At 63.4% G+C, this 25,666-nt stretch carries 24 protein-coding genes; 19 read left to right on the top strand and 5 right to left on the bottom strand.

The features are described 5' to 3' along the window. Nucleotides 1-133 precede the first annotated feature (133 nt). From AC1Q6C_RS00600 to AC1Q6C_RS00580, 5 genes are all read left to right on the top strand, one after another. On the top strand, nt 134-1,918 hold the full coding sequence (locus tag AC1Q6C_RS00600) for an ABC transporter family substrate-binding protein (protein WP_007726274.1): 1,785 nt from the start codon (nt 134-136) through the stop codon (nt 1,916-1,918). Beyond that, a complete protein-coding gene (gene mshB / locus AC1Q6C_RS00595; protein WP_118603633.1) occupies nt 1,915-2,799 on the top strand; it encodes an N-acetyl-1-D-myo-inositol-2-amino-2-deoxy-alpha-D-glucopyranoside deacetylase in 885 nt (294 codons plus the stop codon). The genes AC1Q6C_RS00600 and mshB overlap by 4 nt, the downstream gene beginning before the upstream one ends. A gap of 107 nt (nt 2,800-2,906) precedes the next feature. Next, a complete protein-coding gene (locus AC1Q6C_RS00590) occupies nt 2,907-3,065 on the top strand; it encodes a hypothetical protein (RefSeq protein WP_003945210.1) in 159 nt (52 codons plus the stop codon). 92 nt (nt 3,066-3,157) lie between these two features. Next, entirely contained in the window at nt 3,158-3,574 is a 417-nt protein-coding gene (locus AC1Q6C_RS00585) for a hypothetical protein (protein WP_007726272.1), read from the top strand. Nucleotides 3,575-3,625: 51 nt separating this feature from the next. Next, nucleotides 3,626-4,471: a uroporphyrinogen-III synthase gene (locus AC1Q6C_RS00580; protein WP_003945251.1), complete on the top strand. Its 846-nt coding sequence runs from the start codon at nt 3,626-3,628 to the stop codon at nt 4,469-4,471. Here AC1Q6C_RS00580 and AC1Q6C_RS00575 read toward each other — a convergent pair. Continuing rightward, a complete protein-coding gene (locus AC1Q6C_RS00575; protein WP_081305368.1) occupies nt 4,431-6,002 on the bottom strand; it encodes a PH domain-containing protein in 1,572 nt (523 codons plus the stop codon). The two genes, AC1Q6C_RS00580 and AC1Q6C_RS00575, sit on opposite strands and share 41 nt — an antisense overlap. Next, nucleotides 5,999-6,502 carry a PH domain-containing protein gene (locus tag AC1Q6C_RS00570; protein WP_042926352.1) on the bottom strand — a complete coding sequence of 168 codons (504 nt, stop codon included), beginning with the start codon at nt 6,500-6,502 and terminating at the stop codon, nt 5,999-6,001. The genes AC1Q6C_RS00575 and AC1Q6C_RS00570 overlap by 4 nt, the downstream gene beginning before the upstream one ends. A gap of 82 nt (nt 6,503-6,584) precedes the next feature. Between AC1Q6C_RS00570 and AC1Q6C_RS00565 the strand changes: the two genes are divergently transcribed. The 8 genes from AC1Q6C_RS00565 to AC1Q6C_RS00530 all read left to right on the top strand — a co-directional run bounded on the left by AC1Q6C_RS00565 (nt 6,585) and on the right by AC1Q6C_RS00530 (nt 15,772). Then, nucleotides 6,585-6,773 (top strand): Rv3202a family protein, encoded by a 189-nt coding sequence (locus AC1Q6C_RS00565; protein WP_003945217.1) that lies wholly within the window; start codon nt 6,585-6,587, stop codon nt 6,771-6,773. Between the two features lie 118 nt (nt 6,774-6,891). After that, nucleotides 6,892-9,450 carry a bifunctional FO biosynthesis protein CofGH gene (locus AC1Q6C_RS00560; RefSeq protein ID WP_003945208.1) on the top strand — a complete coding sequence of 853 codons (2,559 nt, stop codon included), beginning with the start codon at nt 6,892-6,894 and terminating at the stop codon, nt 9,448-9,450. Continuing rightward, nucleotides 9,450-10,208, top strand: a complete 759-nt coding sequence (locus AC1Q6C_RS00555; protein ID WP_003945247.1) for a hypothetical protein — start codon at nt 9,450-9,452, stop codon at nt 10,206-10,208. The genes AC1Q6C_RS00560 and AC1Q6C_RS00555 overlap by 1 nt, the downstream gene beginning before the upstream one ends. A 146-nt stretch (nt 10,209-10,354) precedes the next feature. Continuing rightward, nucleotides 10,355-10,678 (top strand): ferredoxin, encoded by a 324-nt coding sequence (gene fdxA / locus AC1Q6C_RS00550; protein ID WP_003945248.1) that lies wholly within the window; start codon nt 10,355-10,357, stop codon nt 10,676-10,678. A gap of 5 nt (nt 10,679-10,683) precedes the next feature. Further along, entirely contained in the window at nt 10,684-11,787 is a 1,104-nt protein-coding gene (gene dapC / locus AC1Q6C_RS00545; RefSeq protein WP_003945226.1) for a succinyldiaminopimelate transaminase, read from the top strand. Nucleotides 11,788-11,851: 64 nt separating this feature from the next. Further along, a complete protein-coding gene (locus AC1Q6C_RS00540) occupies nt 11,852-12,532 on the top strand; it encodes a rhomboid family intramembrane serine protease (RefSeq protein ID WP_064113470.1) in 681 nt (226 codons plus the stop codon). Nucleotides 12,533-12,544: 12 nt separating this feature from the next. Continuing rightward, nucleotides 12,545-13,957 carry an acyl-CoA synthetase gene (locus tag AC1Q6C_RS00535; RefSeq protein WP_007726254.1) on the top strand — a complete coding sequence of 471 codons (1,413 nt, stop codon included), beginning with the start codon at nt 12,545-12,547 and terminating at the stop codon, nt 13,955-13,957. Between the two features lie 213 nt (nt 13,958-14,170). Further along, the gene (locus AC1Q6C_RS00530) at nt 14,171-15,772 is read left to right on the top strand and encodes a substrate-binding and VWA domain-containing protein (RefSeq protein WP_007726253.1); all 1,602 of its coding nucleotides are present in this window, start codon (nt 14,171-14,173) and stop codon (nt 15,770-15,772) included. Here the strand turns inward: AC1Q6C_RS00530 and AC1Q6C_RS00525 are convergent. Continuing rightward, a complete protein-coding gene (locus tag AC1Q6C_RS00525; protein WP_007726246.1) occupies nt 15,769-16,989 on the bottom strand; it encodes an HNH endonuclease in 1,221 nt (406 codons plus the stop codon). The genes AC1Q6C_RS00530 and AC1Q6C_RS00525 overlap by 4 nt on opposite strands. A gap of 211 nt (nt 16,990-17,200) precedes the next feature. On the opposite strand from AC1Q6C_RS00525, the gene AC1Q6C_RS00520 reads away from it, so the two are divergent. Both AC1Q6C_RS00520 and AC1Q6C_RS00515 read left to right on the top strand, forming a co-directional pair. Beyond that, nucleotides 17,201-18,175: an ABC transporter ATP-binding protein gene (locus AC1Q6C_RS00520; protein ID WP_210377504.1), complete on the top strand. Its 975-nt coding sequence runs from the start codon at nt 17,201-17,203 to the stop codon at nt 18,173-18,175. Further along, nucleotides 18,175-18,933: an ABC transporter permease gene (locus AC1Q6C_RS00515; RefSeq protein ID WP_492666313.1), complete on the top strand. Its 759-nt coding sequence runs from the start codon at nt 18,175-18,177 to the stop codon at nt 18,931-18,933. Before AC1Q6C_RS00520 ends, AC1Q6C_RS00515 begins: the two co-directional genes overlap by 1 nt. Nucleotides 18,934-18,942: 9 nt before the next feature. Here the strand turns inward: AC1Q6C_RS00515 and AC1Q6C_RS00510 are convergent, their stop codons facing one another. Beyond that, nucleotides 18,943-20,325, bottom strand: coding sequence for an amino acid permease (locus AC1Q6C_RS00510; protein WP_058228135.1), 1,383 nt, complete (start codon nt 20,323-20,325; stop codon nt 18,943-18,945). Further along, on the bottom strand, nt 20,325-21,278 hold the full coding sequence (gene dapD / locus AC1Q6C_RS00505) for a 2,3,4,5-tetrahydropyridine-2,6-dicarboxylate N-succinyltransferase (RefSeq protein WP_492666312.1): 954 nt from the start codon (nt 21,276-21,278) through the stop codon (nt 20,325-20,327). The genes AC1Q6C_RS00510 and dapD overlap by 1 nt, the downstream gene beginning before the upstream one ends. Nucleotides 21,279-21,327: 49 nt before the next feature. On the opposite strand from dapD, the gene dapE reads away from it, so the two are divergent. The 4 genes from dapE (at nt 21,328) to AC1Q6C_RS00485 (ending at nt 25,654) form a co-directional block, all read left to right on the top strand. Then, nucleotides 21,328-22,398 (top strand): succinyl-diaminopimelate desuccinylase, encoded by a 1,071-nt coding sequence (dapE, locus tag AC1Q6C_RS00500; RefSeq protein WP_174519520.1) that lies wholly within the window; start codon nt 21,328-21,330, stop codon nt 22,396-22,398. 16 nt (nt 22,399-22,414) lie between these two features. Continuing rightward, nucleotides 22,415-23,218 (top strand): LOG family protein, encoded by an 804-nt coding sequence (locus tag AC1Q6C_RS00495; protein ID WP_003945176.1) that lies wholly within the window; start codon nt 22,415-22,417, stop codon nt 23,216-23,218. Then, on the top strand, nt 23,212-23,769 hold the full coding sequence (locus AC1Q6C_RS00490) for an LOG family protein (RefSeq protein WP_003945191.1): 558 nt from the start codon (nt 23,212-23,214) through the stop codon (nt 23,767-23,769). Before AC1Q6C_RS00495 ends, AC1Q6C_RS00490 begins: the two co-directional genes overlap by 7 nt. 112 nt (nt 23,770-23,881) lie before the next feature. After that, nucleotides 23,882-25,654: a long-chain-acyl-CoA synthetase gene (locus tag AC1Q6C_RS00485; RefSeq protein ID WP_003945170.1), complete on the top strand. Its 1,773-nt coding sequence runs from the start codon at nt 23,882-23,884 to the stop codon at nt 25,652-25,654. The last annotated feature ends 12 nt before the right edge of the window (nt 25,655-25,666 follow it).

The following is a 25,666-nucleotide window of genomic DNA, read 5'->3' as shown; positions in this document are numbered from 1 at the left end:
CTGACAGGCGGATGTGCCTTTCAGCCGAGTTTTCGGCGGAAAGGTACATTCGCCTTCATGGTTTCCAGGCGAAAGATCTGCCAGGGAATCGAGTGCAAAGGGGCGACGCGGCCCCGTACGGAAGGAATTGTCTGTGGCCTCAGGACGTCGCTACCTGGCGTTGGCAGTGGCAGTGACGGCGTTGTCACTGACTGCATGTACAGCCGATCCGCCGCCTCCGGTCGAGAGCACCGAAACCGTCAAGCCCACACCGACTCCGGTCGTTCCGGCGATGAAGCAGGTCACTGTGGCAATCGACGAGGTGGGAGGCGGATTCAACCCGCACCTGCTCGCGGATCAGTCGCCGGTCAACTCCGCAGTCGGCAACCTCGTACTGCCCAGTGCGTTTCGCCCGATCAATTCGCCCACACAACCTGGCGCGACGGAGTGGGCGATCGACGATTCTTTCCTCGTTTCCGCTGAAGTGACGTCGGAGGCCCCGTTCACGATTCGCTACCAACTGCGCAACGAAGCCCAATGGTCGGACGGCGCTCCCATTGCGGCAGAAGACTTTCGCTACCTGTGGCAGCAGATGATCTCGGTTCCCGGAGTGGTCAATCCCGCGGGCTATCAGATGATCGACGACGTGAACTCGTCCGGCGGCGGCAAAACGGTCAACGTCGTGATGCGTGCGCCGTATCCGGCATGGCGAGAGTTGTTCACCGATATTCTTCCGTCCCACCTGATCAAGGACACTCCCGGCGGTTTCAGCACCGGCCTGAGTGAGGGGATTCCGGTGTCGGGAGCCCACTTTCACGTGCGCTCGGTCGACCGCGGCCGGGACGAAATCGTGCTCGAACGCAACGACCGATTCTGGGGCAAGCCTTCAGACCCGGATCAGATAGTTCTGCGACGCGGAGGAACGGCTGCGCAGTTGGCGGATGCGCTGCGTACCGACGATGCCCAAGTGGCGCAGGTTCATTCGGGTAGTGCCACGGATATTCAGCTGTCTGCAATCCCGGGTGTCAGGACGGCGTTCTCCTACGTTCCGCGCACTCTCGACATCAACGTGAACGGGCGAAGCAAGAACTTCGCGGATGTTCGGGTGCGTAAAGGTGTTCTGGGACTGCTCGATCCGGACCTGCTCGCCGTGGTGGCGGCAGGGAGTGAATCGGCGTCCGCCCCGGTGAAAGCTCAGATTCTCGCTCCGTCGGATCCGGGATATGCGCCCACCGCGCCGCCGAAACCGACCAGGGAGCAAGCACTGGGCGAGCTGACCGCAGCCGGCTACCTGACGGCACCGCCCACCGGAATCGTCACGGGCACTGGAACGGTCGGATCGATCGTCCGTGACGGCGCCCAGTTGACACTGCTGATCGGCGCTCCCGAAAACGACGACATCGCGATCGCCGTGGCAAACACCGCTGCCGACGAATTGCGTGACGTGGGAATCCTGGCGACCGTCGAATCGGTGGCGCCGGAGGAACTCTACGGCGAGGACCTGACGACAGGACGCGTCGACATGATCGTCGGTTGGAGCCGGGCAGGCGCCGACACGGCCACTTCGCTGGCCTCGCGGTTCAGTTGCCCGAGCGCACCTTCCACTCCGGCAACAAGTTCGGCAGTGCCCGCACCGACGCCGTCGCAGACACCGGAGCCCATCCGAACGACAAGCGTCGAGGCTCCGAGCAACCTGTCCGGGCTGTGTGATCCGGCGTTGCAAGGTCGGATCGACGAAGCGCTCAGTGGCATCGGGGATCTGGGGTCGTTGATCGCCGATGCGGAACCCAGGCTGTGGGATCTTGCGGCGGTTTTGCCGATCGTGCAGAGCCGAGCGCTGGTCGCGGTCGGGACCGGAGTCGAGGGCGTGGTCCTCGACGGGCCGGTGCAGGTGGGGATATTCGGAAACGCTACGGACTGGGTGAGGGTGGAAAAGTGACCGCGTCGGCGAAGCGACTTCTGTTGGTGCACGCACATCCGGACGACGAAACGATCACCACCGGTGGCACCATCGCGCGATACACGTCCGAAGGCGTCGAGGTCACAGTCCTCACCTGCACGTTGGGGGAGGAAGGCGAAGTGATCGGTGATGCGTGGGCCGGGCTCGTGGCTTCCGAGGCCGATCAACTCGGTGGCTACCGGATCGCGGAACTGAGCGCTGCTTTGTCGGCTTTGGGCAGTGCCGCTCCTCGCTTCCTCGCCGGTGCCGGTCGGTATCGCGACTCCGGAATGATCGGCACACCTTCGGCCGCCAATCCCCGTGCTTTTGTCAATGCTCGACTCGACGAAGCAGTCGGCGCGGTGGTCGCCGTCATTCGTGAGATTCGGCCGCACGTCGTGATCACGTACGACCCCAACGGCGGCTACGGGCACCCGGATCACATCCAGGCGCACGCGATCACGACAGCGGCCGTCGAAGCTGCAGGAACGACCGCGTATCCCGAGACCGGCGAGCCGTGGTCGACTCCGAAGTTCTACTGGACCGTGACCGAGCGCAGCGGACTCGAACGCGGCATCGCGGCGATTTCCGAGTTCCCGGAGAACTGGCGTCTGCCCGAGCCCGGGGAATTGCCGAGCGTCGAGGACACAGACGTGACGACGGCAATCGACGTTCGAGGCGTCATCGATGCGAAGGCGAGGGCATTGAGCGCCCACGCCACTCAGGTGACGGTAGCCCCGAGCCGAGCCGAGTTCGCATTGTCGAACAACGTGGTCCAACCGATCCTGACGGTCGAGCATTTCGTATTGGCCGCCGGCGCGCTCGGTCCGGTGGGTGAGGACGGCCGCGAGCGCGATCTGTTCGCCGGGCTGCACAGCTGACCTGGGCGTCGGCTCACAGGCATTGCGATCGACGCCGTAGTGGTGTGTGATGCGTGTCACCGGATGGGTGGTCCTTTCGGTAACAGCAAAGCCTGGGGGCTGAAGAAATGTACAACTGGGACCTGCAGAACCAGATCGTCGCCTTCGTCGATTCGTTGCGTCCGATGGCTGGTTATTACCACGACTTGTATTACGGGTCGCTCTACGCATTCGCAGATCAGCAGAGTCATTTGCTGACTCTGCTCGGGTTCCCGCCGGTTCCCTGATCAGCTTCGTGCTTTTCGGGCGCGAGCCGGGGTGCTTGTCTGGAGGGACCCCGCGCTCGCGCGATGACGACCGATAGACCACTATCAAAACCATGACGACCGTCGAGAACAACACGGACGCCTCGACAGGAACGGCGCTGTCGTGGCTCGACCCTGTCATCCTCGGCGTCCTGATTTTCGACGGATTCCTGTGCGCGGTGTTGTCCGTCCTGTTCTTGCCGACTCATCTCGGTACGACGGCATTTCCGATCAGCATTCTCGTAGCCGCGACCGCGAACCTCGTATTGGTGATCGCCGCCCGCACGGTTACGACGCCGGGTAGGGCCGCATTGCCGCTCGCCGGTTGGATCGTCGGGTTCTTGGTGTGCATGGTGGGCGGCCCCGGCGGCGACGTACTCGTGCTTTCGTCCCCTCTGACCTTCCTGCTGCTGGTCGGTGCGATCGCTCCGGCCGCCGTTTTCCTCTTCAAGGTGGCGATCAACAGACTCGCCACCCTCAGCTCGCAATAGTTCTCGGCGCGCGCGTAGGAAACTGACCCGTGCATAAGGGACACTCAGCCTGTGGCTGAACATGATTTGGCGGGTGCGACTATCGCCTTGACCGCAGAACGGCGTGTCGAAGAATTTGCGACGCTCCTCGAACGTCGAGGCGCGGAGATCGTGCGGACACCGGTGATCCATGTGCTGCCGTTGGTGGACGATCGAGACCTGAGGACTCAGACGTCCGCTTTGATTGCCGATCCTCCGGAATTGGTCGTGATCAGTACCGGGATCGGCTTCAGGGGTTGGCTCGACGCCGTCGCCTCGTGGGGTTTGACCGAGGAGTTCCTCGGGGCTCTCGCCCACACGCGCATCATCGCCCGCGGCCCCAAGGCGACGGGTGCCATCCGAGGCGCCGGACTGCGCGAGGAATGGTCGCCTTCGGGTGAGTCGTCCGAGGAAGTTCTGGCACATCTCGGAAGCGAGGGAGTGGCAGGCTTGCGCATCGCAGTCCAGTTGCACGGCACCATCACCGAATGGGAGCCGTTGACGGACCTGAGCGCCTCCCTCGCCGACATCGGCGCGGTTGTCACTCCGGTATCGGTCTATCGGTGGATCCGGCCGCCGGATCAGTCGCCGGTCCGCGCGTTGGTCGCTGCAGTTCGTTCCGGTGCGATCGACGCGCTGACCTTCACCAGTGCCCCCGCGGTCTCCTCGATGCTCAGCACGGCAAAAGAAATGGGCGAGCTGGAGCGGTTCGTCGCAGCTATGCGCGGACCGGTACCGACCTACTGCGTCGGACCGGTGACGGCCGCCCCGCTGGAACTCCTCGGTGTTCCGACCATCCAGCCGGAGCGATCGCGTCTCGGTTCGCTGGCGCGGCTCATCATCGACGACCTGCCCACACGTCGCCACCGCCCGGAGTGACGGCTTCGATCAATGCCCACGCGTTCTCGGCGGGGAGATCGATCACCTCGTAGCTTCCGGTGCCGGCGGGCGTCGCGGCGACGACGGTTGCCACTCCCGCGCGTCGTTGGAAGAACGTCTCGCGCACCGTCCATCCGATGACACCTTCGGATTCGAGACTGTGACGCTGGCGATCGAGCGAGCCGTTTCGGGTGATCAACCATCCGGGTAGTACTGCGTGGCCGAGGCCGTTGTATCGGTCGAAGGCGAGGGCGGTGCCACCGATGGCGAGTACGGCGACCCCGAACCACGCGTAGATCGGTACATCGAGTCCAGAAGCCGCGCACGCCACACAGACCAGGAACGCCACCGCGGCGAGGAACAGTGCTCGGGTGTACCGGCGACGCCGCGCGGCCGGGCCGTGCGGGATCAGCGGGGCGGACGCCTGGCGTGAGTCACCGATCACGGTGGCCATCACTCGCTCGGCTTCCCTGCGCGGTCCCTGCGGGAGCAGTAGCGAAGATTCCTTCTTCTCGGCGCTGACCCCGGTCATGATGGCGTCGAGCCGCGCGCCGCGGGCCAATCGCAGCAGGAGCGGTTCCTTGAGCGTCGTGCCGCGGAGGCGGGCGCGGTCGAGTGTGGTTTGCCGAGTCTTCAACAGGCCGTGACTGACATGCAGGATGCGGCCGTTGTCGGTGAGTTTCATGTTGCCGAACGCGATCAGGTACTGGACGCAGGCGAGTGCACTCGACAGCACCAGCAGCACGACGAGTGCGATGACGACCATCAGTGCGATGCCGAGGCTCTCGAGTGAGTCGAAGCTGTCGCTCACTGCCGAGGATTTCGCGACGGCAGTGCCGATGCCGTATTGGAACGAGATGCCGATGATGGCTGCGATGATGGCGATTCCGGTGAACGAAAAGGGGGCGTAGCGAACCCAACTCGGTTCCCAGTGACCGATTTCGGTGTCGACCGGTTCGGTGATGCTTTCGACCGGCGTGCCCGGGGTTTCCAGTCGCCGTGCTTGCTGGGCGCCGGCCAACAGTGCGGCGCGTAGGTCCGGAACCAGGGCGGTCGACAGGGCGTTGAGCTCGAACTTGTTCGAATCGTGGCCGCTCCCGGCGCGCTGGCCGGTACCGATGCGCACGATCGACAGTCCGAGCAACCGGTGCATGACCCCGGCCTCGACGTCGACGGATCGGATGCGGCTACGCGGGACGGAGAGCAGCTTTTTCTGGAAGACCCCGGTGCGCAGTTGAACGTGGACGGGTCCGATTCGGTACGTGGTGGTGAAATACCGCAACAAACCGAAGATGACGAGCAGAGTGACGACGCCGAGTCCCCACCAGTGGTTTCCGGATTGGCTGCCGAGAACTACGGAGACGAGTAGGACCGGGAGCAGTTTGACGACTTCGTTGACGGGGTGGACCAGAAGCATGCGTCGGTCGAGGCGGAGCCAGGGCTGTTCCTCTTCCGCGGCCTCGGCAGCTGCCGTTTCCGCCTCTACCGGGATCTCGATCGCGGTCGGGTCGCCCAACTGTTTCTCGTTCACGTCGCGTCTCCCACGTTGGTACCCGCGATCTCCGTCAGTTGAGCCACCGTGCGGTCGGCGACTTCCTGGTCGAGTGCGGAGATCTTCACGGCCCCGGCCGACGACGCTGTCGTGACCGTGACGGTTGCCAGACCCAACATGCGGTCGATCGGTCCGCGCTCGGTGTCCACGGTCTGCACGCGCGAGATCGGTGCGATGCGTCGCTCCTGGGTGAACCAGCCGGTGCGGGTGTATACCGCGGTGTCACTGATCTCCCATCGGTGGACCCGATACCGCCACGCCGGGACCATCAGAATGTAGGTGGCAGCGAAGAGTACGGTGACTGCGAATACGGTGCCGACCACCCAGGACGGGATTCCGGGTACCAAGACGGCACAGACGATTTCGGCGACGATGACGGGTACCCAGAACAGTGAGGCAGTGATTGCCCACAGCCTCGGGGCTTTGGTGCTGGGTCGCCATAAGGGGTCGGCCATGGTCAGCGGTTGCGGCGCAGTCATGGGCACTACTTTGGTCGAGTGAGGGGCGATCTGTCGACATCGGCCCTATCGTGGAGTGTGGCGACCGCGAAGGGAGCACGTGATGACCGAACAAGATGCGACATTCGACCCGGAGGCTCCGGAATCAGATGCGCTCGAACAATCGACACCCGTAGATCCGAACGCCCCTGAAGAACCCGATCTGACCGACATTCCGCTCGACGCGCCAGTGGCTGACGTGGTGGATCAACGAGTCGAGGTTGCGGTCGACGACGACTACCGGCCGTCGTGATCGAGGCGGTGTCGGGGCGGTGAGGCCTCCTACTTCTGGCACCGGGTGGCACTAGTCGTCCCACATGGCGCATGATCGCTAGGTGAACCGAACTGGTGATGACTCCGGCAAACCCACCATGCTTCCGATGCCAGGTATTTCCGCGTCCGCCTCGTCCAGTCCGTCGCCCGGCCCGTCAGCGTCGGCGATGCGGCGAGTTCTCCGTCGTGCACGCGACGGAGCGACCCTGAACGTCGACGAGGCGGCAACGCTGCTGCAGGCACGGGGAACCGATCTGACCGATCTGTGTTCTTCGGCGGCCAAGGTTCGCGATGCCGGTCTGCTGGCAGCGGGTCGGCCGAACACCGTGACGTATTCGCGAAAAGTTTTCATTCCGCTGACCCGTCTGTGCCAGGACAAGTGCCACTACTGCACATTCGTCACGGTGCCGGGGAAGCTGCGTGCCGCTGGGCACGGCATGTTCCTGGAACCGGACGAGGTTTTGGACATTGCCCGGGCAGGCGCCGAATTGGGCTGCAAGGAAGCGTTGTTCACGCTGGGGGATCGCCCCGAGGCTCGCTGGCCGGAAGCCAAGCAATGGCTGGACGAACGCGGCTACGACTCCACCCTCGACTACGTGCGAGCGATGTCGATCCGGGTACTCGAGGAGACAGGCCTGCTCCCACACCTCAATCCCGGTGTGATGAGCTGGCAGGAACTCTCGCGGCTCAAGCCCGTTGCGCCGTCGATGGGCATGATGCTCGAGACGACCGCTACCCGGCTGTTCACCGACAAGGGTGAGTGCCACTACGGCAGCCCGGACAAGGACCCGGCGGTTCGGCTACGCACCCTGACCGACGCAGGCCGACTGAACATCCCCTTCACCACGGGAATTCTTGTGGGCATCGGGGAGAACTTCCTCGAACGTGCCGAGTCGATCATGGCGATACGCAAGTCGCAGAAGGCGTTCGGCCACATCCAGGAAGTGATCATTCAGAATTTCCTGGCCAAGCCCGATACCGCGATGCGCAATACGCCTGATGCTGGACTCGACGAGTTTCTCGCGGCCATCGCGGTCGCACGCCTGCTGCTCGGGCCGACGATGCGGATTCAGAGTCCGCCGAATCTCGTCTCGAACAGCGAGTGCCTCGCGCTGCTCGGCGCAGGCGTGGACGACTGGGGCGGGGTATCACCGTTGACCCCCGATCACGTCAACCCCGAGCGTCCCTGGCCGAATCTCGAGACCTTGGCCGAGATCAGCGCCGAGGGCGGCTTCACGCTGACCGAACGCACTGCGGCTCAGCCGGCATATGTCCTGGCCGGGGCTCCGTGGATCGATCCGCGTATTGCGGGTCACGTGCAGGCGCTGGCGGATCCCAAGACCGGTCTCGCCTTGCCAGACACCAAGCCGGTGGGTCGGCCGTGGCAGGAACCGGACGAGTCGTGGGAATCGAGCGGACGCGTCGATCTCAATACCGAGATCGACACGGACGGGCGCAACACCGAGACCCGCAGTGACCTGGGCAGTGCGTTCGGCGACTGGGAGACCGTGCGCGAACAGGTCCTCGAACTCAGTGCTCCGATTCGCGTCGACACCGATCTGCTGGCTGCGCTCCGCAGTGCCGAACGCGACCCGGCCGGATGTTCCGACGACGAGTACCTGGCCCTTGCCACGGCGGAGGGCCCGGGCCTGGAAGCCGTTGTGGCACTGGCGGATGCGCTGCGCAAGGATGCCGTCGGCGAGGACGTCACCTACGTGGTGAACCGGAACATCAACTTCACCAACATCTGCTACACGGGCTGCCGATTCTGTGCGTTCGCGCAGCGCAAGGGTGACGCCGACGCGTTCACGCTGTCGGCAGAGCAGGTCGCCGACCGTGCGTGGGAAGCGCACGTCGCCGGCGCAACCGAGGTGTGCATGCAGGGCGGTATCGATCCGGAACTTCCCGTCACCGGTTACGCCGACCTGGTCCGGGCCGTCAAGAAGCGCGTGCCGTCGATGCACGTCCACGCGTTCTCTCCGATGGAGATCGTGAACGGTGCATCGCGCAGTGGTGAGAGCATCAGGGATTGGCTGACGGCCCTTCGTGAGGCGGGCCTGGACACCATTCCCGGTACGGCAGCGGAGATCCTCGACGACGAGGTGCGCTGGATCCTCACCAAGGGCAAACTGCCGACGGCGGAATGGATCGAAGTGGTCACCACGGCGCACGAGGTGGGGCTGCGGTCGAGTTCGACGATGATGTACGGGCATGTCGATCAGCCGCACCATTGGGTCGGGCACCTGAACGTTCTTCGCGGAATCCAGGACCGTACAGGCGGATTCACGGAGTTCGTGCTGCTGCCGTTCGTTCACCAGAGCGCGCCCCTGTACCTGGCGGGCGCTTCCCGGCCAGGGCCGACCAATCGGGACAACCGCGCTGCGCACGCGTTGGCACGCATCATGCTGCACGGCCGCATACCCAATATCCAGACCAGCTGGGTCAAACTTGGCATCACCGGAACGCAGATGATGCTCAACGGCGGCGCCAACGACCTCGGCGGAACGCTGATGGAAGAGACGATCTCGCGGATGGCCGGCTCCGAACACGGTTCCGAGAAGACCGTCGCAGAACTGCGCGCCATCGCCGAGGGAATCGGACGCCCGGCACGCGAACGAACCACCACACATGCACGACGCGAAGGAGCGATTGCCTGATGGCTGACGTACTGGGGGACCGCAAGGTCGTCGAGGTTCTCGATCGAGCGGTGTGGGGGATCAACCCGGTTCTCGACCTCGCCTACAGCGATCCGCTCGGTATCAAACGTCGGACGTTCGAGCCGACCGATCCCGAGCGAAACGCTGCTGCGATGGTGTTGGACGCGGCCGCTTGGGTCCTCGACGTCGTCAAGTTCCCCGGGACGGCGGCGTGGTCGGTGATGACCGACGAGCAGCGCTCGAAGTGGTGGACGACCCGGTTGGGTGCACTCAACACCGTCGCCGTCGCGTTTCCCGGCATCTTCGGCGTCCTCCTCAATCGGTTGCCGATCCAGGACCTGCTGGCCTTCGCGAATCAGGCCGTTGTGCTCGTTGCGGTTGCCCGTGAACACGGAGTGACCGAACGGGATCAGCAGGTGGACCTCCTGGCGTCGGTGCTGTGCCGGCGTGAGACGAAGTCTCGAGAGCTTCTCACCGGAGAAGACTTCGCCGAGAAATCAGCCGGCGGCGCCGACGAGACCTGGCGCCCGTTCGCGCTCATCGGAACGTTGTGGCGCACGTCCAAGACTTTTCGTGCCATCACGGACGAGTTGCACAAGCGGCCGTCGCGGACAAAACCGTACGAGATCATCGGCAAGATTCCGGTGGTCGGCGTCGTGGCGGATTACCTCGGTGAGCGGGGCGCACTGGTACGCGCGGCCGCTCTGGGGGAGAAGTGGATCGCGATTCGGTCGAGGAACATCACCGCAGTAGGCTGAAATGTGTTACCCCCGCCTGCTCAGAGTCGGTCGGCAGGGGGATAATAGGCTGTTCCCGCGGTACGTGAGAGTCGTATCGGATTTTCGGCCCCTTGCAACTGCGTGTTGCGGCGGCGATGCACGACAGGAAGGCAGGGAGATCGGCAGTGACCTACACGATTGCTGAACCGTGTGTAGATGTGATGGACAAGGCGTGCATCGAAGAATGCCCTGTCGACTGCATCTACGAGGGTGGACGCATGCTTTACATCCACCCCGACGAGTGTGTCGACTGCGGCGCGTGTGAGCCTGTCTGTCCCGTCGAAGCCATCTTCTACGAAGACGACGTCCCGGACCAGTGGAACGCGTACATCAGCACCAACGTCGATTTCTTCGACGATCTCGGCTCACCGGGTGGAGCGGCCAAGCTCGGCAAGGTCGACTACGACACGCCGTTCATCAAGGCGCTGCCTCCCATGGGTGAGGAATAGAGATCTTGTCTCGTACTCCGGTGGCCGCTGGGCTTCCTGATTTTCCGTGGGATTCGCTCGCCGACGTCACGGCGAAGGCGCACTCTCATCCCGACGGCATCGTGAACCTGTCCGTGGGGACGCCGGTGGATCCGGTGGATCCGGTGATTCAGGAGGCTCTGGCCTCTGTTGCCGAGGTGCCCGGATATCCGACGACTCATGGCACGCTCGCGCTTCGCGAGGCCGTGGCGGAGTCACTGGATCGCCGCTACAACATTCCCGACGTCGATCCGGCAGCGGTGCTGCCGGCCATCGGTACCAAGGAAATGATCGCGTGGCTGCCGAAATTGCTCGGTCTCGGAGCCGACGATCTGGTGGTCATTCCGGAGTTGGCGTACCCGACGTACGAGGTCGCAGCGAAACTGGCAGGTGCTCGCGTCCTGCGCGCCGACGGCTTGAACAAGCTCGGTCCCGAGTCGGCGGCGATGATCTTCGTGAACTCGCCCTCGAATCCCACCGGCAAGGTGCTCGGCCTCGAGCACTTGCAGAAGGTCGTGGCCTGGGCGCGCGAGCGCGGCGCCATCGTCGTCTCCGACGAGTGCTACCTCGGATTGACGTGGGAAGCCGATGCGCTCTCCATTCTCGATCCTCGTGTCAACGACGGTGATCTGACCGGTTTGCTTGCGGTCCACTCACTTTCGAAGACGTCCAATCTCGCGAGCTATCGCGCCGGGTTCGTCACCGGTGATCCGGCTCTGGTGTCGGAACTGCTCGAGGTGCGCAAGCATGCGGGCATGATCCTGCCGCTACCGATCCAGGCGGCGATGACCGCAGCCTTGGGCGACGACCAACACGAGAACATCCAGCGCGAGCGGTACCGCGAGCGTCGTAGTGTGTTGATCGAAGCTGTTCGAGGCGCCGGATTCACCGTCGACAATTCCGAGGCAGGTCTGTACCTCTGGGCGACGCGCGGCGAGGAATGTCGAGCGACGGTCAGTTGGTTCGCCGATCGTGGGATCCTCGTTGCCCCCGGTGAGTTCTACGGACCGAGCGGGAGCAAGCACGTGCGGATCGCGCTCACTGCAACAGACGAACGAATCGCCGCGGCAGCAAAGCGCCTCTCCGCCTGAATCGTGTGCTTTCCCAGGTGTCAGGTTCCCTGATGTCGGTATCGGTCCGATGTAAGGTCGCGCTGTGACCACCTCAGGGACCGGCGGCTTGGACGCGGTACTGATTGTCGCCGTCGTTGTTGCCTCGATCGCGCTGATGCTCGCGTGGCTGAAGGATCGTCGAATACTCGGAGACCTACCTCTTTCGGCCGTTGTGCTTTGGCTCGTGGTGGCAGTGCCGTCAATTTTGCAGGCGCTGATGCCGGGACTGTTGGACATGTTTCGCCGTGATCCCACGTTGATCCGCGACGGTCAGTGGTGGCGGATCCTGACGTCGGTGTTCGTCCAGGACGGCGGCCTTGCCGGGACGGTTGCCAACCTTCTCACGTTGGCAGTGGTGGCGCCGCCTGCTTTTCGGCTCTGGGGCGCCGCACGCGGTTGGGCACTCTTCCTGCTCGGTCAACTGTTGTTCGGTTTGCTCACCACCGCAGTCTTCCCGTCGACCGGCGCAGGCAACTCCGGTGCCACGCTTGCTCTGGCAGCGGCGGCCGCGGGCATCGGCGTTCTGGTGCGCCCGCGAATGCCTGAGATTGTTCTGACGGTCGTGATTGTCGTCGGCGGCGCAACATTGGTGACGGTCGACGACGCACACGGATTCGCGGTGCTTTCCGGGGCGCTCTTGGGGGCTGCGCTGGTGACGCTGTTCCCTCCGCACTCGATGGACGCGCGTCGGGCAGGAGAAAGTTTGCGACCATCCGCGCTGTGAGATGCTGTCGTGGTGCTGCTGAGATCCTTGAACCCCCTTGCTGTTGCCCGCGGTGACGACCTCGACGACGCCGTGACGATCGGTGACACGGTTCTCTCGCGGAGTGCCATTCTCGGTGCCGCGACCTCGGTCGCGGAGCGAGTGGCGCAGGCCGATCGGGTTGCCGTATTGGCAACTCCCACAGCAAAAACGATTCTCGCCGTCGTCGGGGCGTTGATTGCCGGCGTCACCGTTGTGCCGGTCCCGCCGGACTCGGGGAAGGCTGAGCGAGAGCACATTCTGCGTGACTCCGGTGCCCAGGCGTGGCTCGGCGAAACGGACGACCACTGCGAAGGTCTGCCCGTGGTTCCCGTCCGATTGCACGCTCGCTCGTGGCACAGCTATCCCGAACCGGCACCGCAGTCCACAGCATTCGTCCTGTACACGTCCGGAACTACCGGCCCACCGAAGGGCGTTCTGCTCAGTCGCTCGGCTATCGCAGCCGGGCTCGACGCGCTCGCCGAGGCCTGGGACTGGACGTGGCGAGACACCCTCGTACACGGGCTTCCGCTCTTCCACGTGCACGGACTGATTCTCGGAATCCTCGGCCCCCTCCGGATCGGCAGCCGGGTGATCCACACCGTCAAGCCGACGCCGGAAAACTACGCAAGGGCCAAAGGCTCCCTCTACTTCGGTGTCCCCACCGTCTGGTCGCGTATCGCCGAAGACGAAGAAGCTGCCCGCGCGTTGTCCGGTGCCCGACTTCTGGTCTCCGGTAGTGCGCCGCTTCCCGTGCCTGTCTTCGAAAAGCTGCGGGAGCGAACAGGATTGACGCCCATCGAGCGTTACGGCATGAGTGAGACGATGCTGACCCTGAGCACGCGTTTCGACGGCGAGCGACGCCCGGGGTGGGTCGGCGTGCCGCTGCGCGGAGTCGAGACTCGTCTTCGTGACGAGAAGGGCAACGATGTGCCGCACGACGGCGAGAGTATCGGCGGCCTACAGGTACGTGGGCCGATGCTTTTCGACGGCTACTTGAACCGTCCGGACGCAACCGCCGAGTCCTGGACGGAGGACGGCTACTTCAAGACCGGTGACGTCGCCGTCATCGACGAGGGTGGGTTCCACCGAATCGTCGGCCGCGAATCCATCGACTTGATCAAATCCGGTGGATTCAGAGTCGGCGCCGGCGAGATCGAGACCGCCATCCTCGGGCACCCTTCGGTGTCCGAAGTTGCGGTGATCGGTGTCCCCGACGCCGATCTGGGGCAACGGATCATCGCCGTCGTAGTCCGTAAGCCCGGGACTCCCGAGGTCACCGAAGCCGAATTGGTCGAGTTGGTGGGGGCGGAGTTGTCGGCGCATAAGCGTCCCCGTGAGGTTCGATTTGCCGAGACTCTGCCACGTAACGCGATGGGCAAGGTTCAGAAGCGTGAGCTGCTCTAGGCAGGTCAGTTTGCTGAAAAGTCGCTGCGACGCTTGAAGGTTCGTGAATTCGGCCGGCCTGTCCCGAAATGTGGGCTCGCCGGTTCTCCGACGATTCAGCGCTAGTTGGAATTTCTGTGTTCTTGGCTACACTACCGCCCGGTAGGGACAGTTCCAGTCGCGCGCATACCGTCGGTATGCCTGAGTGCGAGTGGCCTCGGAAGGGCAGATTTCATGGCGGGCGGACGGCATTCGAGTCCTGACAGCGGGCGGTCGATCGGGTTCTACGCAGTGGGTGGGTTGGTTGCCGTCGCGGTAGTCGCCACCGGGGTGGTGGTCTTCAAGGCAACACAGTCCGATTCCTGCGAGAGCGTCGACGAGTACTCGCTGGCAGCGGATCCTGCGATCGCGCCGGCAGTCACCGAGATCCTCGCAGAATCGTCGCCGGAGCAGACAGGCTGTTCACGGATCACGGTCACCTCTGCGCTGCCCGGGGACGTTGCGGGAACTTTGGGTAAGGGCGTGGACGCTCCGGACATGTGGATACCGGATTCGACAGCGTGGGTCGGCAAAGCTGCATTGACGGCCAAGGGGCCGGTTGCTGCCGCGGGAGGTTCGATCGCCACCTCGCCTGTCGTTCTCGCCTCCGGCGGTGGCGAACAGTTTGCCAGTTGGCTCACGGCGCTTCAGGTTCCCGACCTGGCGTTGGGCAATCCGTTGTTCACAGGGGTTGCGTCGGCGCCCATTCTCGGAGCTCTCGCGGAGACCGGGGCCACCTCCGAATCCGTTCGAGCGGCACTCGTACCCCATGCGCAAGCGGAGAGTGTTCGTACCGAAGATCAGCCGGTAGGACAGAAGATGCTCACCGAATTGGTCAGCTCCGGAAAGGTCGGTGTTTCGACCGAGCAACAGGTCGTCGAGTTCACGAAGGCCGAGTCGAAGATTTCCGCGACAGTACCGGCGACGGGAACCATGATCATGGATTACCCCCTGGTGGTCAGTGCTTCGGCACCGGACCGGCACTACGCCGCAGCCAAGAAGAGTGACGCCATCGCCGAGCTGTTGCACAGTGAATCTGCTCAGGAAGTGCTGACGCGCAGCGGGTTCCGTACTTCCGGCGGTGGAGCCGTCGAAGGTGGAGTCGGTGACGTCACGGCACTGACCGTGTCCGAACAGTCGGTGGCCGATCAGACACTGGGCGCTTGGGCTTTGATGGCCAAGCCGATCCGGACACTCGTTGCGATCGACGTGTCTGCGTCGATGGACTACCCGGCGGCAGGCGGCAAGACGCGCATGCAGTTGACCACTGCTGCTGCTCTGGCCGGCAATCAGGTCTTCCCAGACAGCGTCGCTGCCGGTCTCTGGGCGTTTTCCCAAGGTATGAACGGAACCCAGGACTTCCAGGAATTGGTGCCGATCAGGCGCTACGACACGATCGTCGACGGTGTGACTCAACGAAAGTTGATGGCAGATCAGGCGAACCGGCTCACCGAACTCAAACGTGGCGCCACAGGTTTGTACGACACGACGCTGGCCGCATTCCGTAAGGTTCAGGAATCGTACGATCCGCGAGCAGTCAACAGCGTCATCATCTTGACCGACGGCGCAAACGAAGATCCTGACAGCATCAGCCGTGAACAGTTGCTCGATGTACTTGCACGCGAGCAGGATCCGGCGCGTCCGGTCATCATCGTCACCATCGGCATCACCGATGACGCAGATGCGGCGGCGCTCGCCGATATCTCCCGCGTGACGGGCGGTTCGACGTACATCGCTCGTGACCCCTCGGAGATTTCCGAGGTGTTCGTGAACGCATTGGCTCACCGAGGAACTTAGGCCGCATCCGGACTGGTCCAGGGTGCCGGAAGTGGCGGAGCCTCAGACGAATACCGGTGCCCGGTAGGTGTCGTTGTGGTGAAGGTGTGCCGGTTACCTGGTACAGGTTCGGCAGTCCAGTCCGAGCCCTGTTTCGCGTAATTGCATGCCGCGCACAACCCGGCACCGTTGGCTGCGCTGGTGAGGCCACCCCTCGAGTGATCGCGAATGTGGTCGCGGTGGCGAACCGGCGCGTCGCACCACGGAGTACGGCAGCTTCGATCACGGAGTTCGATCAATCGCGCCAACCCCTTCGGGAAGGTTCTCGCCGTGGATTCCATTGCGGTCAGCGCGCCCGTATCGGGGCGTGCGTAGAGCTTTCGGAGCGTTGCCACCGTTTCGGAGTCTTCGCTGGCCTTGGTGATCCATTCGCGTGCAATAGCGGCTGGTACAGGTCCGTACCCGTGGACGTACGCCGGGTCGGAATTTTCGCCCAACAATGACTGGTCGGAGACAACCAGATTCACGGTGACGGGTGTCGGTGTGGCGCGGCCGATTCCGGTAACTCGCTCGACCAGGAGATCAGCCATGATTTGCGCTCGGGTGCGCTTGTCCCCGCCGGCAAGTACGGAATCTGCGTCGCGCCTGAGCGTGGCGTGCACGGCGATACCTTCGGCCACGGGAAGGAACACATTGAGCCAGCACATCGTGTCGGGCGCAGGCCGTGACGTCACTCGTCTGTCTCCCACGGCTTTGCGTGCTCGTCTGGCAATACTATCGGAGTCTATTTCGGCAGTGCGTGCGCGGATTCTTTGTGTCAGTTGATGGTTGCCGCATCCGTCCAAGATTGCAGCGTCGCAGCAGAACTCGCGATCCAATGTAGCGCGATCCTGGGCGGTGAGACATGAAGTCTCGCGCATGAGGATCGTCGCTTGATGCTCACTGATGGAGCCGTCGACGAGTAGTCGAAGTGTGTGAGGCATCTCGTCGTTCAGTGCGCGGGCCAGGTTCAGATGCTGAGTTCCGAACCAAGCCGACTCTCGCCGTGCGAGGGCAATCTGCGCGTTGATTCCACGGCCTTGGTATGCGCGCGGCACTCCCCGTTCGCCGCGGTCGTTGCGGGTGAACGCGTCGAGATCGGCAGCCAGCAATGCCTGGGCACCAGCGCAACTGGCCTTCAACTCTTCCAAAGCGCGCAGAAGATCCACGCGTGCTGCGTTGTCGATGGATCGATCCATGCTGACGAGTGATGCTCGGAATTGTCCGATGGTCTCTTCGGATATCGCCTGTTTGGATATGGCCTGTTCAGATACTTGCGTCGTCACTTTTACCCCCCGGTAGTGTCGAACATACATTCGATACTAGCCTCGACAGCGAACGGACGCAACGCCTTTCTCCGTTGGCGTCTGAAAGTTCCGACAGTTCGGTTTTCATGGTTGACTGGTCCTCATGATCGAGCTGAGGGGATTGACCAAGGTTTACGGACCGACGAAAGCGGTGGACGATTTGTCGTTCACGGTCAAGCCGGGCATCGTGACGGGCTTTCTGGGCCCGAACGGTGCTGGTAAGTCGACGACGATGCGGATGATCCTGGGTCTGGATCAGCCGACGTCGGGTGCGGCGTTGATCGAGGGCAAGCCGTACCGGGAGCTCAAGACGCCGTTGCGGACGGTGGGTGCGTTGTTGGATGCGAAGTGGGTGCACCCCAATCGCAGTGCGCGTGCACATCTGCAGTGGATGGCTGCTTCGAACGGGATCCCGAAGTCCCGCGTCGACGAGGTGCTCGGGTTGGTCGGGTTGTCCGAGGTGGCGGGCAAGAAGGCCGGCGGGTTCTCGTTGGGTATGTCGCAGCGTCTGGGGTTGGCGGGTGCGTTGTTGGGGGATCCGAAGGTGTTGTTGTTCGACGAGCCGGTCAACGGTCTCGATCCGGAGGGCATCGTCTGGATTCGTAAGTTCATGCAGCGGTTGGCGGCCGAGGGCCGCACGGTGTTGGTGTCGAGTCACCTCCTGTCGGAGATGGCGCTCACGGCGGAGCAGTTGGTGGTGATCGGTCGGGGTCGGTTGATTTCGGATTCGACGGTCGCGGAGTTCGTGGATCGTTCGTCGGAGTCGACGGTGCGGGTGCGTAGTCCTCAGCTCGATGCGTTGCGCAGTGTGTTGCTCTCGCAGGGGTTGACGGTGCGTGAAGACGGTTCCGGTGTTGCCCCGGCATTGGTGGTGGTGGATTCGACCACCGATGTGATCGGTGGTTTGGCTGGTTCGCAGGGAATCGTGTTGTACGAGTTGGCTTCTGTGCAGGGATCGCTCGAGGATGCGTTCATGAAGTTGACCGGGGACGATGTCCAGTACCACGCATCCGGTATCGATCCGGGTGCCGGAGCCCACCACGCAAATACACAGCAGGCTATGGGAGGTGCACTGTAATGGCTGTTCTCAGTGCTGAACGTATCAAGATCACCACGACCAAGTCGCCGCTGTGGTGCACGATCATCATCATCGTGCTCGGGTTGGGACTCGCTACCGTTTTCGGACTGAGCGCCAAGTCGTCGCTCAGCAACCCCAACGGTGCAATGATGCCGACAGTTTCGGGGGCACTCAGTGGAGTGACCGGCTTCGGTGTGTTGGTTCTGATGATCATGGCGGCTCTCGCGATCACCAGCGAATATCGTTTCGGGACCATCCGCACCACCTTCCAGGCGGTTCCGAACCGCGCCTCGGTGCTCGTCGCCAAAGCGGGCCTCATCGGTGGGTTCGGAGCGGTGCTGACTCTCGTGTTGTCGTTCGGCGCCTTCGCCCTCACGAAGGCCACGGCAGGTGACGCCGGAAGATTCTTGACTCTGTCCGGCGACGAGAACTGGCGGGTCGTCTACGGAACACCGATCTACGCGTTCTTCTGCGTAGTTCTAGCAGTCGGAGTGGGCGCGTTGCTCCGGCAGTCTGCAGGTGCGATCGCATTATTGCTGTTGTGGCCCTTGCTGATCGAGAATCTTTTCAACCTGTTCGGAAGTATCGGCGAGAAGATCATGCCGTTCCTGCCGTTCATGAACGCCAACAACTTTCTCGGTTCCAGCGGTGTCGTCGATTTCCACTGGGGACCCTGGGGCAGCCTGATCTACTTCGCCCTCTTCGTACTCGTCGTATTCGGTCTCAGCATCGTCGTCGTGAACAGGCGGGATGCATAGGCACACGGATCAGACGGGCTGATTCTGCTTACGCCAACGGGCGTTCAGGAAACCCAATGCCGCGATCACGAGGAACAACACGGTGGTCGAGATCAACTGTGCTCGGGCATCGGCGTCGAAGAGCATGAGGACGACGAACACACCGAGCATCGCGAGTGTCGCGTAGCTCAGATACGGGAACAGCCACATCCGAACCGTCAGCTTGCCCGACGCTTCGAGTTGTTTTCGCAGTCGCAGATGCGAGACGACGATGAAGATCCAGATGACCAGCAGCGCAGCGCCGACTGCGTTGAGCAGGATGCCGAGCAGGTCGTCGGGGAGCAGCCAGTTGAGCAGGACGCTGACGAAGCCGAAGAACACCGACAGCAGAACGGCATTGGTCGGAACTCCGGTGCTCGACAGTTTCGCCATGAAGGCGGGTCCGTCGCCGCGGCGCGAAAGTGAGAACGCCATGCGAGAGGTGCCGTAGATGTTGGCGTTGAAGGCGGAAAGCAACGCCACCACTACGACGAGTTCCATGAACCCGGCAACGCCTGGAATGTTCGCCTTGTTCAGGACGGCCACAAACGGGCCGCTCTCGAGTTCGGGGTCGTTCCAGGGCAGCACCAGAACCATGATCGAGATGGCGCCGATGTAGAAGACGCTGATGCGCCACACGACGCTCCGGACAGCGACGGCGATGGAGCGTTCCGGATTCTCGGATTCGGCTGCGGCGATGGTGACGATCTCGATCCCACCGAAGGCGAATGCCACGACGAGAAGTCCTGCGGCTATGCCGGACAATCCATTGGGCATGAAGCCGCCCTGCCCGAACAGATTGCTCGTACCGACCGGATCGGTATCGGGGAGGATGCCGAACACCAGCAGGACGCCGATGACGAGGAAGGCGATGATGACGGTGACCTTGATTGCGGCGAACCAGAACTCGAACTCGCCGAAGTTGCTGACCTTGGCCAGGTTCACCACGGCGAAGAACACCACGAAGACCAGGGCGACAACCCATTGCGGGATCGACGGCACCCAGTCGTTCACGATCGCCGAGGCTCCGGTGATCTCGGCGCCCAGCACCATGATCAGCATGAACCAGTAGAGCCAGCCCATCACGAAGCCGGCCCACTCGCCGATCCCCAGGCGCGCGTAGTGAGAGAAGGAACCGCTGGCCGGGATCGCGGCGCCCATCTCGCCGAGCATGCGCATCACGAACACCACGACGGCGCCCGCAAGGATGTAGGAGATCAGGACGGCCGGCCCGGCCTTGGCGATACCGACGCCGGTTCCGAGGAACAGGCCGGCGCCGATGGCCGAGCCCAAGCCCATCATCGTCAGATGGCGGACCTTGAGACCGTGGCCGAGAGCAGTGGTTGTTCCGTCGGAGACGTCGGTGCTACTCATCAGTCGTTAGCGTGCAAAGCAGCGTTCAGCTCGACGCCGGTGCCCTTCCACGGCACGACCTCGACGGCACCCGAGACCGAGTTACGACGGAAGAGAAGGTTCGACTTGCCGCTCAGTTCCTTGGCCTTGACGACGGTTCCGTCCGGGCCGGTGACCTTGGTGCCGGCGGTGACGTAGAGGCCCGCTTCGAGGACGCAGTCGTCGCCGAGCGAAATGCCGAGGCCGGCGTTTGCACCGAGGAGGCAGCGCTTGCCGAGGGAGATCGTTTCCTTGCCTCCACCGGAGAGGGTGCCCATGATCGAGGCGCCGCCGCCCACATCGGATCCGTCGTCGACGACGACGCCCGCGGAGATGCGGCCTTCGACCATCGAGTTGCCGAGGGTGCCGGCGTTGAAGTTGACGAAGCCCTCGTGCATGACGGTCGTTCCGCTGGCGAGGTGTGCACCGAGTCGGACACGGTCCGCGTCACCGATGCGAACTCCGGACGGCACGACGTAGTCGACCATGCGGGGGAACTTGTCGACGCTGAACACGGTCACGACGCCGCGGATGCGCAGACGCGAGCGAACCTGCTCGAAACCTTCGACGGCGCACGGGCCGAAGTTGGTCCACACGACGTTGCTGAGCAGGCCGAACTGGCCGTCGAGGTTGATACCGTGGGGTGCGACGAGACGGTGCGAGAGGAGATGGAGGCGCAGGTAGACGTCATGTGCGTCGACCGGCGCCTTGGAGAGATCGGCGATGGTGGTGCGCACGACGACCTGCGATACCTCGCGAGCGTCATCAGTGCCTGCCAGCAGTGCAAGATCGGAAGGAATATCTGTTCCCTCGACGTTCTCGGTACCGGTCTTGTCGAATGTTCCCAGCTCCGGTGCCGGGAACCAGGTGTCGAGGACGGTTCCGTCCGCGGTCACGTTGGCGATACCTACTGCTGTTGCTCCCTGTGCGCTCACGGGACTAGAGATTACTGGGTGGTGGGTGCACCGGCCTAGGCTGGTGCGTGTGAGCATCCTCGATCTTGCTTCGGACCCCATCGACTTGACGGCCGCCCTGGTCGACATCCCCAGCGTCTCGCACGACGAATCCGTCATCGCGCAGGCTGTCGAGGATGCGCTGCGTGAGCAGACTTCGGGCTTCGAGATCATCCGCAACGGCAATGCCGTGTTGGCGCGTACGTCACGTGGTTTGCCCAGTCGGGTCATGCTCGCCGGACATCTGGATACGGTGCCGATCGCGGACAACGTTCCTTCGCGGCGTGACGGCGACATCCTGCACGGCTGCGGGACCGTGGACATGAAGTCGGGCGACGCGGTCTTCCTGCACCTTGCGGCCACCATCGAGAACCTGGCCCACGATCTGACCCTCGTCTTCTACGACTGCGAAGAGATCGCCGCAACGTACAACGGCCTGGGACGGATCGAACGCGAGATCCCGCAATGGCTCGCGGCGGACGTCGCAATTCTCGGTGAGCCGACGGCCGGTTTCATCGAGGCCGGGTGTCAGGGCACGATGCGGGTGCGGTTGACGGCTTCGGGAACTCGCGCCCATTCGGCCAGGTCCTGGCTGGGGGACAATGCCATTCACAAGTTCGGCGGAGCGTTGGAGCGGTTGTCGGCGTACCAGCCGCGCTCGGTCGACATCGACGGTTGCGGCTACCGCGAGGGCTTGTCGGCGGTGCGGATCTCCGGCGGTGTCGCCGGAAACGTCGTCCCGGACGAAGCCGAGATGGACGTCAACTTCCGATTCGCGCCCGATCGCAGCGAGGTACAAGCCGAGGCGCACGTGCGCGAAGTGTTCGACGGTCTGGGCCTCGGATTCGAGGTCACCGACTCCTCGCCCGGCGCGCTGCCTGGCTTGGCGAACCCGTCCGCTGCCGCCCTGATCGAGGCGGCCGGTGGTCAGTTCCGTGCGAAGTACGGGTGGACCGACGTGTCCAGGTTCTCGGCGCTCGGCATTCCTGCCGTGAACTACGGACCGGGTGATCCGAACCTCGCGCACAAGCGCGACGAGCACGTTCCGGTGCAGCAGATCACCGACGTCGCGGCCGTGCTGAGGAAGTATCTGTCGGCCTGACCGTTAGCCTTGCCGCATGGCACCAGAGAAGAATTCGGCTTCGAAGAAGCAGAGCTCGTCGATCAAGCACCGCGGGCCGGTTCAGCTTCGACGCAAGCGCAAGGACGAGAAGACCACGACGGATCAGCGCTTGCTCGACAAGCGCGGACCCACGGATTGGGTACACACCGATCCGTGGCGTGTGCTGCGTATCCAGAGCGAATTCATCGAAGGTTTCGGCGCACTCGCCGAGGTCCCGCGTGCGGTGACGGTGTTCGGTTCGGCCCGCACCACGGTCGATCATCCCGAGTACCAATCCGGGCGCGAGCTGGGAACGGCGTTGGCCGAGGCCGGGTACGCCGTCATCACCGGTGGTGGGCCAGGAGTGATGGAAGCTGCCAACCGCGGTTGCAGTGAGGCCGGCGGGTACTCGATCGGCCTCGGCATCGAGTTGCCGTTCGAGCAGGGACTCAACGAGTGGGTGGATCTCGGAATCAACTTCCGGTACTTCTTCGCACGCAAGACGATGTTCGTGAAGTACTCCCAGGCATTCATCTGCCTGCCGGGTGGCTTCGGAACACTCGACGAGCTGTTCGAGGCACTCACCCTGGTGCAGACCCACAAGGTCACGCGCTTCCCGATCGTCCTGTTCGGTACCGAGTACTGGTCCGGACTCGTCGATTGGATCCGCGGCACCCTCGAGCGTGACGGCAAGATTTCCGAAGGTGACGTGAACTTGCTGCACGTCACCGACAGTGTGGAAGAAGCAGTACGAATCGTCCTCAACGCCGACAAGGGCGTCGACGAGGCCGCAGATCTGGGGAAAGAAGAAGAATGGTGACCGATTCCGACAAGAAGTACTCGATCTGCGTCTACTGCGCGTCGGGTCCGGTGGACGAATCGTTCCTGGCGTTGGCTGCCGAGGTGGGAACCGCGATCGGTCGACGCGGATGGCAGTTGGTCTCGGGTGGCGGCAACGTGTCGATGATGGGCGCTGTCGCCGAGTCCGCTCGCGCGGCGGGTGCCTGGACCGTCGGCGTCATCCCGAAGGCCTTGGTGCACAAGGAAGTTGCCGACGTCGATGCCGACGAGCTGATCGTCACGGACACCATGCGCGAACGCAAGAAGCTGATGGAAGACCACGCCGACGCGTTCATCACGCTGCCCGGCGGAATCGGGACGCTGGAAGAGTTGTTCGAGACGTGGACAGCCGGCTACCTGGGAATGCACGAGAAACCTGTCGTGATGCTCGATCCCGTCGGCCACTTCACCGGCCTGCTCGAGTGGTTGAACAAGCTCGACGGGACCGGCTTCGTCGGGCGTCAGGCGCTGGACACTCTGCTGGTGAGGACGGACGTCGAGGCCGCGCTCGACGCGTGCGTCAAATCCTGATCAGACGCGTGCGTGAAACCCTGACCTGGGGCATGGCGGGCTTTATTACCGTGCAGTAAGGTGGCCGCAGACTGGGCGGCCGAATGGGCGCCGGATACGTGTTAGGGGAGCCATGAGTTCGGAAGCCCGTTCGACCGTCGGCCTGCTCGATCTGGCGGCAAAACTGCCGTCGATGATCACCGAGGTGCCGATCCTGGCGCGGGGGGCCGCCGGGCTCACCCGTAAGCCTTCGGCCAAGGAATCGATCGGGTTGATCTTCCAGAAGGCCGCGCACGCGCACCCGTCGCGCCCGTTCATCCGGTTCGAGGGCCACGCGACCAGTTACGCGGAAGCCAACGAACTGGTGAACCGCTACGCGGACGTTCTCCGTGGTCGAGGAGTCGACCGCGGAGACGTCGTCGGAGTGCTGGCAAAGAACACTCCCGAAGCGCTGCTGATCGCCTTGGCCGCGGTAAAACTCGGCGCGGCAGCGGGCATGCTGAACTACAACCAGCGCGACGACGTTCTGGCACACAGCCTTACGCTTCTCGATGCGCGCGTCCTGGTGGTCGCCGACGAGTGCGAAGAAGCCCTCGAATCGTTGCCCGCCGGATTTAGCGGACCGAACCAACTTCTCGTCAGCGAACTCGCGGATCTGGCGAAGACGGCTGATCCGTCCAACCCCGCGGTCACCGCCGAGGTGCTGGCAAAGGAGAAGGCGTTCTACATCTTCACCTCGGGCACCACCGGAATGCCCAAGGCCAGCTTGATGACTCACTTCCGTTGGTTGAAGTCGATGTCGGGGCTCGGGTTGATGGGCGTGCGCTTGCGCGGCTCGGACACCCTGTACTGCTGCCTGCCGCTCTACCACAACAACGCGTTGACGGTCTCGCTGTCCTCGGTGCTCGCGTCCGGTGCGACAATCGCGATCGGACGTCAGTTCTCGGCCTCGCGGTTCTGGGACGACATCGCACTCAACAAGGCGACCGCGTTCACCTACATCGGCGAACTGTGCCGCTATCTGCTCAACCAGCCGGTCAAGCCGACCGACAGCGACAATGCTGTTCGGCTGATGGTGGGTAACGGTCTGCGCCCTGAGATCTGGGCCGAATTCACCCAGCGGTTCGGCATACCCCGCGTCGCCGAGTTCTACGGTGCGAGCGAATGCAACATTGCGTTCGTCAACGCACTCAACGTCGACAAGACGGCCGGCATCTGCCCGTTGCCGCACGCCGTCGTGGAGTTCGACGAGGACACCGGAAAAGCGTTGCGTGGAGCCGACGGTCGACTCCGCAAGGTTTCCACGGGTCAGGTCGGACTCCTGCTGTCGAAGGTCACCGACCGGGCGCCTTTCGACGGTTACACCGACGAAGCGGCGAGCAACAGCAAACTGGTACGCGGCGGATTCAAGGACGACGACACCTGGTTCGACACCGGAGACCTGGTGCGCAAGCAGGGATGGGGCCACGTCGCCTTCGTCGACCGTCTCGGCGACACCTTCCGTTGGAAGGGAGAGAACGTCGCCACCACGGAGGTCGAGGGCGCGCTGAGTTCGCACCCGGCCGTCGAGGAAGCAGTTGTCTACGGCGTCGAGATTCCGGGCACCGACGGTCGCGCGGGCATGGCGGCAGTCAAGCTGCGGGACGGTCAAAGCTTGGAGGGAAGTGAAGTCGCGGCACACCTCTACGGCAAGCTCCCCAACTACGCGGTCCCGCTGTTCATCCGCATCGTCGACTCACTCGAACACACCAGCACTTTCAAGTCGCGCAAGGTGGAATTGCGCAACGAGGGTTACGACGTCGGCGCCGACACTCTGCACGTTCTCGAAGGCCGCGAGGGTGGTTACGTGGACTCGTACGACGAATACGTCGGAAAGGTCGCGGCGGGCTCGGTACCCAAGGGCTAGACCGAGTTCCGT

It is taken from the genome of Rhodococcus sp. MT28 (assembly GCF_058792695.1).
Note: the sequence above shows the minus strand (reverse complement) of the source record. Positions and strands in the feature narration are given on the sequence as shown.